14 protein-coding genes are annotated in these 15,744 nt (G+C 41.9%); 10 read left to right on the top strand and 4 right to left on the bottom strand.

Features of this window, described 5'->3' with window-relative positions; translation table 11 throughout:
- Positions 1-40 precede the first annotated feature (40 nt).
- From aroE to P2W76_RS14360, 5 genes are all read left to right on the top strand, one after another.
- Positions 41-820, top strand: a complete 780-nt coding sequence (aroE, locus tag P2W76_RS14340; protein ID WP_276348539.1) for a shikimate dehydrogenase — start codon at positions 41-43, stop codon at positions 818-820.
- A 6-nt stretch (positions 821-826) separates the two neighbouring features.
- Positions 827-1,408 (top strand): gliding motility lipoprotein GldD, encoded by a 582-nt coding sequence (gldD, locus tag P2W76_RS14345; RefSeq protein WP_276348540.1) that lies wholly within the window; start codon positions 827-829, stop codon positions 1,406-1,408.
- Entirely contained in the window at positions 1,396-2,709 is a 1,314-nt protein-coding gene (locus P2W76_RS14350) for a M20/M25/M40 family metallo-hydrolase (protein WP_276348541.1), read from the top strand. Before gldD ends, P2W76_RS14350 begins: the two co-directional genes overlap by 13 nt.
- Positions 2,710-2,766: 57 nt before the next feature.
- On the top strand, positions 2,767-3,405 hold the full coding sequence (locus P2W76_RS14355; protein WP_276348542.1) for an MBL fold metallo-hydrolase: 639 nt from the start codon (positions 2,767-2,769) through the stop codon (positions 3,403-3,405).
- A 106-nt stretch (positions 3,406-3,511) separates the two neighbouring features.
- Entirely contained in the window at positions 3,512-4,657 is a 1,146-nt protein-coding gene (locus tag P2W76_RS14360) for an FtsX-like permease family protein (protein ID WP_346429836.1), read from the top strand.
- On the opposite strand, the gene rfaD is transcribed toward P2W76_RS14360, so the two are convergent.
- Genes rfaD through mqnB form a run of 3 tightly spaced genes read right to left on the bottom strand, consistent with a single transcriptional unit; the run spans position 4,652 to position 7,122 of the window.
- Complete coding sequence (rfaD, locus tag P2W76_RS14365) at positions 4,652-5,617, bottom strand: ADP-glyceromanno-heptose 6-epimerase (RefSeq protein WP_276348544.1); 966 nt, start codon at positions 5,615-5,617, stop codon at positions 4,652-4,654. The two genes, P2W76_RS14360 and rfaD, sit on opposite strands and share 6 nt — an antisense overlap.
- Positions 5,618-5,635: 18 nt before the next feature.
- On the bottom strand, positions 5,636-6,487 hold the full coding sequence (locus P2W76_RS14370) for a 1,4-dihydroxy-6-naphthoate synthase (RefSeq protein WP_276348545.1): 852 nt from the start codon (positions 6,485-6,487) through the stop codon (positions 5,636-5,638).
- Positions 6,484-7,122 (bottom strand): futalosine hydrolase, encoded by a 639-nt coding sequence (gene mqnB, locus P2W76_RS14375; protein ID WP_276348546.1) that lies wholly within the window; start codon positions 7,120-7,122, stop codon positions 6,484-6,486. The genes P2W76_RS14370 and mqnB overlap by 4 nt, the downstream gene beginning before the upstream one ends.
- A gap of 81 nt (positions 7,123-7,203) precedes the next feature.
- On the opposite strand from mqnB, the gene P2W76_RS14380 reads away from it, so the two are divergent.
- The 4 genes from P2W76_RS14380 to P2W76_RS14395 all read left to right on the top strand — a co-directional run bounded on the left by P2W76_RS14380 (position 7,204) and on the right by P2W76_RS14395 (position 12,965).
- Entirely contained in the window at positions 7,204-7,617 is a 414-nt protein-coding gene (locus P2W76_RS14380) for a 6-carboxytetrahydropterin synthase (protein ID WP_276348547.1), read from the top strand.
- 10 nt (positions 7,618-7,627) lie between these two features.
- Positions 7,628-8,260, top strand: a complete 633-nt coding sequence (gene folE, locus P2W76_RS14385) for a GTP cyclohydrolase I FolE (RefSeq protein ID WP_276348548.1) — start codon at positions 7,628-7,630, stop codon at positions 8,258-8,260.
- A gap of 15 nt (positions 8,261-8,275) precedes the next feature.
- A complete protein-coding gene (gene fabD, locus P2W76_RS14390) occupies positions 8,276-9,160 on the top strand; it encodes an ACP S-malonyltransferase (protein ID WP_276348549.1) in 885 nt (294 codons plus the stop codon).
- 73 nt (positions 9,161-9,233) lie between these two features.
- Positions 9,234-12,965 carry an ATP-binding protein gene (locus tag P2W76_RS14395; RefSeq protein WP_276348550.1) on the top strand — a complete coding sequence of 1,244 codons (3,732 nt, stop codon included), beginning with the start codon at positions 9,234-9,236 and terminating at the stop codon, positions 12,963-12,965.
- Positions 12,966-12,995: 30 nt separating this feature from the next.
- Here P2W76_RS14395 and P2W76_RS14400 read toward each other — a convergent pair whose 3' ends face one another.
- Positions 12,996-13,910 carry a hypothetical protein gene (locus P2W76_RS14400; protein WP_276348551.1) on the bottom strand — a complete coding sequence of 305 codons (915 nt, stop codon included), beginning with the start codon at positions 13,908-13,910 and terminating at the stop codon, positions 12,996-12,998.
- 252 nt (positions 13,911-14,162) lie between these two features.
- Between P2W76_RS14400 and P2W76_RS14405 the strand changes: the two genes are divergently transcribed.
- Positions 14,163-15,698, top strand: a complete 1,536-nt coding sequence (locus P2W76_RS14405) for a family 10 glycosylhydrolase (RefSeq protein WP_276348552.1) — start codon at positions 14,163-14,165, stop codon at positions 15,696-15,698.
- Positions 15,699-15,744 lie beyond the last annotated feature (46 nt).

The following is a 15,744-nucleotide window of genomic DNA, read 5'->3' on the forward strand; positions in this document are numbered from 1 at the left end:
CCTTTCTGCAGCGTTATCTATCGGAATAAGAAACCATCCAATGAAGAAATACGGACTGATCGGGTATCCTCTTACGCATTCATTTTCAAAAAAGTACTTTTCAGATAAGTTTGCTAAGGAGGGTTATAGCGATCGCGAATATGAGCTATATCCAATTCAAAACCTGAGCGATCTTCCGGAACTAATAAATGATACTCACGATCTTTGCGGCCTTAACGTTACAGTACCGCACAAAATAGGCGTGATGTTTTATCTCGACAAGATAGATCCGGCTGCAAAAGAGATCGATGCTGTAAATTGTATTAAAATTGTGAACCACCAACCAGTTGAGGCATTTTTTAGCGGTGAATTATCATCAATGAAAGTTCGTCTGGAGGGATATAATACAGATGCATTTGCGTTCGAGGCGTCCCTTAAGCCGCTGCTCAAAAAGCATCATCAAAAGGCCCTGATCCTGGGTAACGGCGGCGCCGCCAGGGCGGTGGCTTATGTCCTCGGTAAACTGGATATTTCTTACAGACTGGTGTCGCGGAGGGCTATTGGAAAGCAACTTAAGTATAAACAGCTCACAGCAGATGTGATGAAGGAGCGCTTACTGATCATTAATACCACTCCGCTGGGAACAGCCCCGAACATCGAGGAATGCCCTGATATTCCTTATGATCTTTTAACGTCCAGGCACTTGTTATACGATCTCGTCTATAATCCAGCTGAAACAGAATTTTTAAAAAGAGGAAAGGAAAAAGGAGCTGCCATCAAGAACGGACTCGAGATGCTTCACCTGCAAGCTGAGAAATCGTGGGAAATATGGAATAGCTAATCTAAAATGAAGATACCCTGGGTATACAGCCTGTTAATTTTATGTCTAATCCAGGTCTCTTGTAACCAGGATTATTCTCCTAAACCGCGCGGATACTTCAACATAACATTTCCCGAAAAAAAGTACCAATCATTTACCGGCGATTGTCCGTATAGCTTCGATTACCCTATATACGCAACAGTTAATCGGGATACCAAAAGGGATGCGAAGCCATGCTGGCTTGATGTATCTTACCCGGAATTCAACGGTAAGATCCATTTAAGCTATCAGCCTGTTGGATCCACTGAACAATTTAACCAACTTGTCGAAGATGCCCGGACGTTTGCCTTTAAGCATACAGTGAAGGCTACGGCGATAGATGAGGGCATAATTTCCTATCCCGAAAAAAAAGTCTACGGTATCTATTACTCCATTGATGGAAATACGGCATCATCCGTACAATTCTTTCTCACAGACAGTACAAAGAACTATCTTAGAGGTGCTTTATACTTTAATGAGCAACCCCGTTTGGATTCAATCCAGCCCGTGTTAGACTTTATTAAAGAAGATATCGATGTGATGATTAAATCGTTCAAATGGAAAAAATGAAAGACTACCTTTTTGTAAGCCTGTTTCTTTTCATATCTGTTCCGGCAGTGGCCCAGCTAAATGCGGATGAGAAGAAGATCATTGACTATGTTAACAGTCATTTAAAGGAAACCGAGCAATTATTGATTGAGTCGGTGAACATAAACAGCGGTACATTAAATGTCGAAGGCGTAAAAAAAGTTGGCAGCCTGTACAGAAAGGAGTTTGATAAAATAGGCTTTAAAACCGAATGGGTTGTTCTTCCGGATTCTTTGAAGCGTGCCGGCCATTTGGTAGCAACAGTAAATGGTACGCAGGGGAAAAAGCTTTTTCTGATAGGCCATTTAGATACTGTTTTTGAGCTTGACATGGCTTTTGCACCTTACACTAAGTTGAATGATTCGACGGCTACAGGGCAGGGAGTTAATGATATGAAAGGTGGTAACGCAGTGATGATAGGGGCATTGAAAGCACTCAGTTCCCTCGGCTTACTCAAAAATACTACTGTTATAGCTTATTTTACCGGCGATGAGGAAAGTTCAGGATTCCCTCATCATGTTGCGCGGAAAGATTTCATAGATCGTGCGAAAACCACGGATATTGCTCTTGGTTTTGAAGGAGCTCAAGGCTTAAGTACAGTAGCTGTTGCCCGCAGGGGTATTGGAGGCTGGGTTCTTAATGTTGAAGCGAAGACAGGACATTCTGCGGGTATTTTTAGTGAGGGAGCAGGATATGGTGCTATTTATGAGGCAGCGAGAATTATCAGTGAATTCAGGACTCAACTGGCGAACGAAAAATATCTGACATTTAACCCCGGGCTAATAGCCGGCGGGTCGGAAATTAGTGTAGATCGCGCAGCTGCCAGAGTGGAAGCGGTCGGAAAAACTAATATTATTTCCCCGGCAGCATACGTAGCCGGCGATCTGCGTTTTATTTCACAAGCCCAGCGTGACCGTGCCCGGGAGAAGATGCGTGCTATTGTTGCTCAAAGCCTGAACGGTACAAAATCCACAATATCATTCTCTGATGGTCTTCCAGCCATGGAGCCTTCCGAAGGTAATTATAGGTTGGTGCGTTTTCTGGATAGTGTCACCAAAGATATGGGAATTGGCCCGACCAAGGCTGGCGATCCGGGTTCCCGGGGGGCAGGAGACATATCTGATATTGCCAAATATGTTGATTCACTGGATGGTATGGGTGCATCGGGAGGTGGGGCTCATAAACCTGGCGAAACCATAAATCTTAAAGAATTTCCTTATCTGATCCAGCGGGCCGCAATTATGATCTACCGTCTGACCCGTGAAAATGCCAGTATAAAATAGCAGCGCTAAGCGGCTATTTTTTTTAACAAAACGGCGGCAAATTGATATTTTTATTTTATGATCAACATTAAGTACTTCGTATGTAATCCCTATCAGGAAAATACATACCTGTTATACGACGACAGCCGCGAATGCGTAATAATTGATCCCGGAATGTATGATGGAGATGAGCAGAACAGGGTCTTAAAATTTATCGCTGAAAACGATTTAAAGCCGGTTATGCTTCTTAATACTCACTGTCATATAGATCATGTGCTCGGCAACAAATTTATTTATGATACCTACGGTTTGCTTCCTCAGTTTCACAAAGGTGAGGAACCTGTTTTGAATGCAGTTGTCGCTTATGCGCCGCAGATGGGAATAAGGTATGAAGTTTCTCCGCTGCCGGAAACTTATCTTCCGGAAAGCGGGACAATTACTTTTGGTAATAGCAGCCTGGACCTGATATTTTGCCCGGGTCACTCACCTGCACATTTGTGTTTTCACAGCAAAGAGTTCAAAATTCTTATTGGAGGCGACGTTCTGTTCTATCAAAGTATTGGTCGTACCGATCTTCCTGGTGGCAATCATGAACAGCTTATCTCGAATATCCGCCAAAAAATATTCACACTCGATGACGATTGCCGGGTATATCCCGGGCACGGACAATCTACAGTGATAGGGTATGAAAAACAATTTAACCCTTTCCTGACTTAGCGGATTAAGAAAAGAATATAGATTGAACACTTCCTATTACATAGCTAAGAGGTATCTTTTTTCAAAAAAGTCAGTTAACGCAATAAATTTCATATCCGGAATTTCAATGCTGGGCGTATTTGTGGGGAGTGCCGCGCTCATTATTATCCTGTCAGTATTTAACGGATTCGAGACGATTGTACTTTCGATGTACAATACATTCAGCCCAGAGTTAAGAATTGAAGCCACCAAGGGTAAAACATTTGATTCTTCAGAGGCCCGCTTTCTTATTCTCAAAAATGACAACCGGGTCGAAAATTACACCGAGGTATTGCAGGAAAAAGCACTCGTCCGATATGGGAAGAGCCAGTCGATCGCGCTTGTTAAAGGAGTTGGAGAGGGATATATGGAGGGTCGGGCTAACCTGGATTCGGCAATGTCAAGCGGGAGCTTCACGCTTGGAAACGGCGATGAAGATATGGCCGTGATAGGCTCTGCCATACAGAATTACCTTTCCGTTAATCTTAATGACGAATTCCGGAGCCTCGATATTTATTCGCCAAGGAAAGGTGCTGCCGGTTCGATGAATCCTGCTGACGAGTTCAATGTGATGTCTATTCATCCCTCAGGAGTTTTTTCGGTTCAGCAGGAATTTGATAATATGATAGTGGTTCCACTTCGTTTTGCCCGCACCTTATTGGGTGAGGATAAGCGTGTATCACAGATAGAAATTAACACCAAAGCCGGCGTGTCTATAAACAGCTTCCAAAACGAGGTCAGTAAAACTCTGGGCAAGGATTTCGTGGTTAAAAACAGAAGCCAGCAAAATCAGCTTTTATATAAGATATTGAATTCGGAAAAATGGGCGATATTTTTGATCCTGACGTTCGTGCTCATCATTGCAATCTTTAATATTATAGGGTCCTTAACAATGCTGGTGATCGACAAAAAAAAGGATATCGCTATTCTTAGTGGTTTAGGAGCCGATAATTTCCTGATACGTGGGATATTCTTTATAGAGGGAATGATGATCTCTATGATAGGGTGCGTTTTGGGAATGGTGGCCGGTTTAATATTTTGCGTTCTCCAGCAACAACTCGGATTTATAAAAATGGCGGGTGCTAATCTGTTGATCGATTCGTATCCGGTTGGACTAAAAGCAAGTGATTTTATCCTGGTATTCGGAACTGTCTTGCTTGTTTCACTCATAGCCTCGTTCATCTCATCCAGGCTTAGTGTCAAAAATATGCGAAGTCTTCGGGACGATCTATAAATAACTGCCTTTGGAAAGATAATTCTTAACGTAATCAGCCACGCCTTCCTCAAGTGTGTGAAATGGTTTCGGATAACCTATGGATCTTAATTTCTCCATACTAGCTTCGGTAAAGTATTGATATTTTTCGCGAATATCTTCAGGGGTTGGAATGAAAGAAATATCTACTGGTCGCTCCAGGGCTTTGAAAGTATTCTTAGCGAGATCAAGAAACGTCCGTGCGCTACCTGATCCCAGGTTGTATACTCCAGAATCCTTGCGGTGATGCATCAGGAAATATAAGACATCTATAACATCCTTTACATAAACGAAATCGCGCATTTGTTCGCCATCCCTGAAGTCGGGATGATGCGACTGAAACAGCTTCATTGTGCCAGTGTTTTTAATCTGATTGAAAGTATGAAATATCACGGAGGCCATGCGACCTTTATGGTATTCGTTGGGTCCGTATACGTTGAAGAATTTTAATCCGGCCCAGAAATAGGGTTTTTTTTCCTGAACTAACGCCCATTTGTCAAATTCGTTCTTTGAATCGCCATAAGGGTTCAACGGCTTTAACAGGGGTATCTTGTTTTCGTCATCATCATAGCCGTGTTCGCCGAGACCGTAGGTGGCTGCTGAAGACGCATAAACTAAAGGCAGGCCAAATTCGACGCAGATATTCCAGACCTCTTTTGTATAATTAAGATTTAAGCGATCAAATAGTTCGACGTCTGTTTCGGTAGTATCCGTGCGCGCACCGATGTGAAATACAAATTGTACAAGCAGTTGATTTCGCCTGAGCCATTCCGGGAAGTCATCCCGGTGGACTTGACCGGAGTATCGTTTGCCTTCAAAATTTTTATTTTTTCCTGGATTTGAAAAATCGTCTACTAATATTACATCATAAAATCCCTCATCGTTTAGTTTTTGGACTAAACAACTGCCTATAAAACCCGCAGCACCAGTTACTATGATCATTTCAAAATGATTAAATAATTACAAAAATAAACTTTGTTTAGTTTCAGGAATGATCCCCTTCTTTAAGGCTTCGCTGAAGAATATTCCCACCGCCCTGCGTCCTTCATCGCCCAGATCTACGGAATACTTATTGACATATAATTCAATATGCTTGTACATTACCTCTGTACTCATTTCCTGTGCGTGTGAACGGATGAATTCAAGGCCTGAGAGAGGATTTTTTATTGCAAATCTGACGCTCCGCTGAATAATACGATTTACTTTCTCTTTAACTTCTCCAGGAAGTGACCTTTTGATCATGATACCACCTAACGGGATAGGAGCAGACGTAAGTTTCTCCCAATATTCTCCCAGATCTATAATTTTTAACAAGCCCTTGGATTCGTAGGTGAAGCGATTCTCATGAATAATAACTCCCAGGTCGATATTCCTGTTTAACAAGGCTTGTTCAATATCCGAGAATTTCATTTCAACCTTATTTATTGCTTCCGGAAAGGCCAGACTGAGCAGGAAATTAGCTGTAGTATATTTTCCCGGAATTCCAATTTTTAGTTCCTTGATGTGCGAGCTGAAATTTTCAATACCTTCCTGTAAAAAGGACGGATTGTCGCAGATCAGGAGCGGACCCACACCAAAACCTAAGGCACTTCCGGCATGCAGCAAAACGTAATTTTCCGTAAGATATGCGTACGCATGATAACTCAACTTTGTAACATCCAGCTCGGTTCTAAATGCTTTCTGGTTGAGTGTTTCCACGTCTTCGTATGAGACATCAAAAGTAAGGCCCTCGGTATCGACTTTTTGATGGATCATCGCATCAAAAATAAAGGTGTCGTTCGGACAGGGTGAAAATCCCAGGCTTAGCTTCATTTTTCTAACAGATCAATAATTGTTTCGTTGAGGTTCTTCACCGCAAGGCCAATATTCCATTTTTCATGGTTTCTACGCTCTACGTAATTGGATATGGCTCGTATCTGTATGCCCGGAATACCGCACTGTTCACAGGCATACAAGAAAGCGGCGCCTTCCATGCTTTCAATTTGCGGGCTAAAACGTGCTATAGCTTTTGCTATGGAGAATTCGTTACCGTGCACCTTATTAACAGTAATCGCGTTCACCTCCCGCAGGCCCCCGGTTGCCAGGCCAGGATGCGGATGAGACACTTGTGAGCTTATTCCAAGACCAAGATGATCAAATGAGATAAATTCATCGCCATCCTCAGCGCCCAGTTCAGCAAAAGTGTCTGTTTTGACTAAGCATACTTCGCCAAGTTCTAAATTAAAGTCGAAGCTACCGGCAATGCCAATATTTATTGCAAGATCATAAGTTTGCATTGTCAGGTGTTTGCCCATAGCGTATGCAGTGGGCACCATTCCTGCTCCTGTAATAAGAACGTTTGCGGAATGCTTCCCGATATTCGTAGTCTCACTTTCGCTGTTAATTTTAAAGGCCGACAAAAGTGGCTGGATCTCGGGTGCGGTAGCAGCAACAAGCAATAGCTTCATTATCCAAAGTTACGCAAATCGCTTAATTTGTACTTAAGTCAAGTTTTACTTTAAGTATATTTGCATTTTAATTTAGTGAAAATGATTTACATTACGCGGAGAGAGAGATTTAACGCAGCACATAAGTTATTCCGTGAAGACTGGAGTGACCAAAAAAACCTGGAAACATTTGGAAAATGTTCGAATCCGAACTGGCATGGACATAACTATGAATTGTTCGTCACCGTTAAAGGCGAGATAAATCCGGAAACGGGTTTTGTTGTGGACCTGAAAGAACTGAAAACTATTATAACCTCATACGTTACAAGCGAACTTGATCATAAAAACATTAACCTGGACGTAAGTTTTATGAAAGGCAAGCTAGCTTCTACCGAGATCCTTGCCGTTACAATTTTCGAAAGGCTTAAGCCATATATTGAGAAGCAGGGTGCGCAATTGCACAGCGTAAAGTTGTTTGAAACTGAGAATAACTCGGTAGAGTACTTTGGAGGATAAAAGATAAAGCATGGATCAGAAGCAAGACATCAACGAGGAACAGATCGACGGTTATGTAAAGATCGATAGGTACGACCAGGCGAAGATTGAAAGGATAGCATCCCATTACGAATCGATCCTGAGCGATCTCGGGGAAGATCCCTCTCGCGAAGGTCTTTTAAAAACTCCTGAACGAGTGGCTAAGGCCCTTCAATACCTCACCCATGGATACGATGCTAAACCAGAGGAAATCCTTCGATCAGCGATGTTCCGGGAGGATTACAGCCAGATGGTAGTAGTGAAAGACATCGAGGTTTTTTCTATGTGCGAGCACCATATGTTACCTTTTTTCGGTAAAGCACACATTGCATATATTCCGAATGGGCATATAGTAGGATTAAGTAAGCTTCCACGCGTAGTCGATTCGTTCGCCCGGCGCCTGCAGGTTCAGGAGCGCCTTACCAACGAGATCCGGGATTGTATTCAAAATACCCTGAAACCGGCGGGAGTGGCTGTTGTTATCGAGTGTAAACACTTGTGTATGTCTATGAGAGGAGTCCAAAAACAAAATTCGGTAACGACTACTTCGGCGTTTACAGGCGAATTTGTCAATGAGACAACTCGCAGTGAATTTTTAAAACTAATAGCATCAAACCTTAACTAAAACCAAACTTTATCTATGAAGTCATATTTGTTTCCGGGACAGGGAGCCCAGTTCGTTGGGATGGGCAAAGATCTTTACGACCATTCTGAAAAGGCAAAGGATTTATTTGAAAAGGCTAATGAAATATTGGAGTTTCGGATTACCGATGTTATGTTTGGGGGAACTGACGAGGACCTCAAACGAACAAACGTTACTCAGCCGGCCATTTTTCTTCATTCGGTGATCCTTGCAAAAGAACTTGGTAATGATTTTCAGCCTGATATGGTTGCGGGACATTCGCTTGGTGAATTTTCTGCGCTCGTTGCAGCTGGTGCCTTATCTTTTGAAGATGGACTTCGCCTGGTAGCTGCCCGTGCAAATGCAATGCAAAAGGCTTGTGAGATCAGGCCTTCAACAATGGCCGCTATTCTTGGTCTCGACGATTTTACTGTCGAAGATATATGCCAGCGCGTCAGTGATATTGTCGTTCCGGCCAATTACAACTGTCCGGGACAGCTTGTTATTTCCGGAACCATTGAAGGAGTAGATAAAGCATGTGAACTGTTAACTCAGGCAGGGGCTAAACGGGCTATAAAATTGAATGTTGGCGGCGCTTTTCATTCTCCCCTGATGGAGGCTGCGAGGGTTGAACTTCAAGCCGCCATAGAAGCTACATACTTCAACGAACCAGTTTGTTCTGTTTATCAGAATATTGATGCCAAGCCCTATAAGGATGTGGCAAGCATTAAGCACAATCTTATTAGCCAGTTAACCGGAGCGGTAAGATGGACACAAACCGTTGAAAGAATGCTGCAGGACGGTGCCACGTCTTTTACTGAGGTTGGCCCCGGTAATGTTTTACAAGGTTTGGTCAAAAAGGTTGATCGTACTGTCGAAACATCGAGCGCATCTCTCAGTTAGATTTATAATATAGCAAGAGGCACAGTCTTTGTGCCTCCTGGTCTTTATATGATTTTTACTAAATCGATTGTCTTTGAGCGGAAATTTTAAGATTCGTTTACTCTTATTAATGCTGGCAATAGGCTTTGCATGCACCGCTTTGACAATAGGTTTTACGATTAATAAACGAGAGATCCTTCAACTCGATGCTCAGAAACTAGAGAGCCGGCTTCAGGAAAAGGAATCATATGTCAGGCAGTTTATTAGTAATCCTGCTATCACTGATTCTCTTAAAAACATCACAAAGAATGAAGCATGGGCCGAGCACCTGATTTCTGAAATAGGTCTTAAGAAGAATATATACGTCCAGACATTTGAAAATGGTCATCTAACGTTCTGGAACAGTATAAAAGTTGTCCTCGAGACAGACAGTCTTCTAAAGGAGGGGTCAACATTTATTCCGTGGGAAAACGGTTATTACGAAGCGGTTAAAAAATCCTGGGGTACCTTCTCCGTGGTGTGCTTTATCCCGGTGATGGCGCGGTACCCCTATCAAAATGAATATCTTAGGAATGAATTTTCCAGGGAGCTTATTTCAACGAATAATCTCGATATAGCCTCCTTAAGTGACAGAGAGGTTTTTAACATCCGGAATATCGATGGTAAATATCTTTTTTCGGTAAAGCTCAGGCCCAGCGTCACAGACACATTTTACATTTCCCTCGAATTATGGATGTGGGTGCTATCGGCGATATTTACGTTCATCTTCGTGACCCATTTATGTGTTTCTATTGCTAACAGGGGCTATGTCCGGTTAGCGGCTCTTCTACTGATAGTGTGCTTTCTGGTATTCAGGCTATTGGATCTGGAGTTCAGATGGTTCGCCAACCACTTCGATATCGAGATTTTTAACCCAAAGCATTATGCGTCTAATTATTTTTTCCCCTCAATAGGCGAACTTTTAATAAATGTCCTTGCTCTAACCTGGGTATTATCTTTTATTCATTCTTATCGTTTCCAACTCTTCAAAACCGAAAAGCCTTTGGGCAAACTTCAGAGTTCCGTTATTTTCATAATAACGGGCTTAATTGTTTGTTCATTAGCTGTTGCTACGAATGAAGTGTTTTTCGGGCTTGTAACCAATTCCAGTATCAGTTTTGACGTGACAAATGTCCTGAACTCCAATTGGCTCAGTTGGCTAGGCATTGTCATTTTTTGCTTTGCAATTTTCAATCTATATCTCATAATTGACTCAGCAATTGTTGTTTCAGATACTTTAAATCTCAGTAATCAGGATCGCCTTCTGATGTTCTCAGGTGGGCTGTTTGTGGTTTTTATCGATCGGCTGTTCTTTTCTGATTTTACAATTTTCTTTCTCATTTTTGCTGTACTCCTCCTCGTCTCAGCCTGGTCCTATTACCGTTATGACCGAAAGTTTAATCCCGGAGCTTTTATAGTTTGCCTTGTGATATTTGCGGTTATTGGCTCGTTAAAACTTTCGAGATTTCAGTTTTTAAAAGAACGCGAAAACAGGAAGCTTCTTGCTGCCAAATTAGAATCTTCAGGCGATCCAAATGCCGTACTGCTCTTTTTTAATATTGAGAAAGAGATCCTGGGAGATAAGTTTGTAATAGATTATTTTGAGAATCCCCTGGCAAGTCATAGCGCGTTAAATAACCGTCTTGCTAAACTATATATGGCGGGCTATTTATCTCGCTACGATTTTCAATCTTATGAATATGACAAACAAGGTAAGCTGTTTAAAGGCGATGGTGGTACAGCGCTGACAAGTTTTAAAAATCTTGTATTAAAGGGTTCGGTAAAGGTTTCAGAATATTTCTATAGAAAAAATAACACTTTCGGTTTCCAACATTATTTTGCTTTATTACCTGTAAGAGATAGCTCGGAGGTTTTGGGGACTCTTGTCCTGGAGCTGACGTCAAAGCGGCTCGAGCAGATGGGTGCTTTTCCGGAGTTGCTGGTAGATGGAAAAATTATTGAGGACGTGCAGCTTAAGGATTATTCATTTGCCTATTATAATGACGGCCGTCTGTTAAACCAGCAGGGAAAGTATGTTTACAATCTCCAGAATTACGATTTTAAGGGTAAAATTAAAGATTTTGTTTTCGTTAATAATGTTGAAGGCGGAAAGGAATACAATCACTTAATTTATCAGCCAAATCAGCGGAAGCTTATTGTTGTCAGTAAAGAAGTAAGCAGTCTGTTAACACAGTTGGCTTCAGGCTCATTCATATTTCTGGTACTGCTATTTTTTGCCGTTCTGGTTTACCTTCTTCATTGGCTTTGGTACAGTGTCCATAACTATAACCTTAGCTTCCGGAACTTCCGGTGGAAATATCTCATTACAACAAACAGGGTGCTTTATAAAACCAGGATTCAATTTTCAATGGTTTTTGCAGTTGTCGTGACCTTGCTTGTTACAGGATTAATTACTTTCTATAACATAAGTAAGCAGTATCGTGAACAACAGGAAGAAACGGTATTAGACAAGATCAATAAAATTTCTGAGGGATTTAATAAGCAATTAGCTGCTACTGATGTGCTTGCTATCAACGAGCAGGCCGAAGTAGCATTTAATACTTTTGCCGATGTAAATGGGGCCGATCTTAGTCTTTATGATCTTAACGGAGGGTTGATCCACTCGACTCAGCCAAAGATATATGAGAATGGCCTGGTTGCCAGAAAGATGAACGCCTTATCTTACTTGTACCTGGACAGACTGCAAAAATCGGAATATATCAATACTGAACAGATTGGTGATCTGTCCTACCTGGCGGCCTATGTTCCATTAAGAAATAATAAAAATGAGCCTATAGCGTACCTCGGCCTGCCGTATTTTTCTAATGAACGAGATTACGAGGACCGGATCGGACTATTTCTCAATGCGATCATAAATGTATATGCACTCGTTTTTGTAGCCATTGGCTTCTTCGCGGTGTTCGTTGCAAATCGTATTACAGGCCCGCTCACACTTATCCAGAAGAGCCTGAGTGAAACCAAGATAGGGAGAAAAAATGAACCCATTTCCTGGAAAAGAAATGATGAAATAGGCAATCTGATAAAAGAATATAATACCATGATCGCCGCACTGGAAGAAAGTACTCATAAACTCGCGCGGTCTGAAAGGGAAACGGCCTGGCGTGAAATGGCAAAACAGGTGGCCCACGAGATAAAGAACCCACTCACCCCGCTTAAGCTAGGAGTTCAGCTACTTGATAAATCGTGGAAGGAAAAGGATCCTAACTTTGATGCGAAATTTGAAAAATTTAGCAAGTCCTTTATCGAGCAGATTGAAAGCCTTGCGCATATTGCATCAGAATTTTCGAATTTCGCTAAGATGCCTGAAACAATTCTTGAAGGAGTATATCTTAATGAAATTATTACCCAGTCTATTGAACTTTATCGCCAGTCGGAGCATACAACAATAAAATTTGAAGACAATTGCGGCAAAAAAGTTTTTGTTAAAGCCGACAGAGATCAGCTTTTAAGAAGTTTTAATAATCTTATAAAAAATGCAATAGAGGCTCGTCAGGATAATGTCCGGAGCCTCATAGACATTGTTATGCATTGTGAGGAAAACGATGTATTTATCGAGATCAGGGACAATGGGTCTGGGATTCCCGAAGCATTAGGTCAGAGTATTTTTACCCCAAACTTCACCACCAAAAGCTCCGGAACCGGCCTTGGTTTAGCTTTCGTGAAACAGGCCATCGAAAATATAGATGGAACCATCAGCTTTAAAACATTGCCGGGAGAAGGTACGACTTTCTTTATAAGATTGCCGATGGTCAACATTATCTCATAATGCTCCCTAAAACTCTGCTGACTATACTAACTATCTCAAACTAATTGTACCCCGGCCCATTGTAAAGCCGTCGGTATATAGTACAACTGTATATGTTCCTTTCTGAAAATCTCCCGGATTTGCCCAGTCTATCGAATATACTTTCCCATCGTTGGCAAACTCAATAGCGGTTTTATATGTGTATTGCAGCTCTTCGTCGTCTGAAGTAAACAAGCCGCCGTTATTTGAGATGATGAGGTTTCCGCTGGGGTCTATAACCCTGATAAATACTTCATGAAGTCCTTTTTCAGCTATAGAATTGTTTACCACAGAAAAGTTGATCCGGATTTTTTCAGCGGTACTTGCGCGTGTTACGCTGCTTTCTCTACCGTTATTTCTGATCTGGAAAGCACTTACAGAAACATTTCCGGTTTTTAATGCCGCCGCAGCCTGAACCTTGGTGTTAAGCTCCTGGTTTTGTCTTTCGAGGTCATTGGCTTTAGTTCCGATCGAATCTACAGCTGTTTTCAGTACATCCCGCTCAGTTGATAGACTGGCGTTTTGTTTTTTTAACTCAGCAATGTCGGCGTTGTATTTCGTGACGAAATAGCGTAGTTGCCTGATATCTTCTTGGGCTTTTACAAGCTGGCCTTGTGTAAGTTGTCCTTTTTTTAATGCCGCTCTGAGCTCCTGGATCTTTTCCCGCGCTATGGTTTGCTCATTCTGCATTTGTTCAGAAAGCTTAATATTGGTGCTTGAGGCATTATCTAGTTCAGCCTCAATCTTATCGATGTCAGTTTGCATCCTCGTCTTTTCATCGCTAATTGTAACTATACGATCATTCGCTTTTTTGTCTTTAAAAAACAGATAGGCATTAGTGCCAAGTAAGGCTAATATGACAACGACTAAAAAATAGATCTTATTTGAGTCTTTACGGATAGGTTGTTCCTGGTTTTGGTTCTCCATGTTCAATGTTTGGTTTAATTAGTGTCCATGTAAAATCGGTAATCTTTAAACTTCGATACAGGCAATTTTATTGTTTCCTCTCAGCACGAAGTTAACAATCCTGAATTGGATTGTGGTATTTAGACTCCTAAATCAAGCGGGTTTTACGATATTGGCTGGATAAATGACTATTAACAGCATAAATTCAGAAAAACGCCGTTATAGCAATAGTTAGATAATTATCTTTGCAGCTTAATTCCAGGGGCTAATTATATGTTCAAAAAGCTATTTTTCTTTTTCTTTTTATTTATCGCCGCAAGTGCGTCGCTCGTTTTTTCACAAGTTAACTCCTCACCTAAGCGCGAATTTCGTGGTGCCTGGGTAGCAACAGTAGCTAATATCGACTGGCCTTCAAAACCTGGATTGAGCACCGAGTTGCAAAAAGCCGAGCTTCTCAGGATCCTTGATGATCATAAAAAAACCGGTATCAATGCGATTATGTTCCAGGTCCGCCCCGCAGCTGATTCTTTTTATGGTAAAGGGAGGGAGCCCTGGAGCCGATATTTGAATGGTGTTCAGGGAAAAGCTCCAAGCCCATACTACGACCCTTTAGAGTTTGTTATTACCGAAGCACATAAAAGGGGAATGGAACTTCATGCCTGGTTCAATCCCTACCGGGCTACACTGAATCTGATCGATTCCCATACTAGTCCGCAGCATATTACCAAGCAAAAACCTCAATGGTTTTTTATATATGGCGGTAAAAAGCTATTCAATCCCGGTGTTCCCGAGGTTCGGGATTATATAGTTCAGGTGGTATTGGATGTGGTTAGGAATTATGATATCGATGGCGTTCATTTTGACGATTATTTTTATCCTTATCCCGAGGCAAATCAGCCTATTCGCGATAGCGAAACATATTATAAGTATGGAAGCGGATTTAAGAATGTTGAGGATTGGCGCCGCAATAACGTAGATACATTAATCCATGTGCTGTCTGATAGCATACGTACCGCCAAGAAGCATGTAAAATTTGGGGTCAGCCCTTTTGGTATATGGAGAAACCTTAGCCAGGATCCGGAAGGTTCGGAAAGTAACGGGTTCGACGGATACAGCAAATTGTATGCGAATGCCAGGAAGTGGGTTCAGGAAGGTTGGCTTGATTATATCAATCCCCAGATCTACTTCCCGTTCGGATATAAGGTTGCACCATATGATAAATTAGTTGATTGGTGGAGTGATAATACATTTGGAAAACACTTGTACGTTGGGCAGGGTGTGTACCGCTCTATGGAAAACAGGCCGGGCTGGAACGACCGCAGGCAGATACCGGACCAGATCAGATATATGAGGAGTAATCCCCGGGCTCAGGGAAGTGTATTCTTTAGTTCTAAATCAGTCACAAATAATATGGCCGGGGTGAAAGATTCTTTGCGCAATGATTTTTACCGTTTTCCAGCACTGCAGCCGGTAATGCTGTGGCTGGATGTTATTGATCCTAACCCACCATATGAACTTGTTGCTAAATCGCTCCCAAATGGGGTGCAATTGAACTGGAAAGAGGGGACCGTATCAGAAGACGGCGATAAAGCATACGGTTACGTCGTCTACCGTTTTGACAAAGGGCAAACTATAAACATCGAAAACCCGGCGAACATTGTGAATATCAGTTTTAATTCACTTGACACCTCCTTTGTCGATACAGCAGTAAGTGCTAACAAGAGCTATATATACGTTGTTACTGCGATCGACAGGCTTAAAAATGAAAGCTCCGTTTCTAACACAGCAGAAATTACGGTGCTTAGATAATATAAAAAAGAGTCCGGAATCAAAATGCCAGGCTCTTTTTTGTAAT

Origin of the sequence: Daejeonella sp. JGW-45, assembly GCF_029360805.1 — a bacterium.
Taxonomy (GTDB): Bacteria; Bacteroidota; Bacteroidia; order Sphingobacteriales; family Sphingobacteriaceae; genus Daejeonella.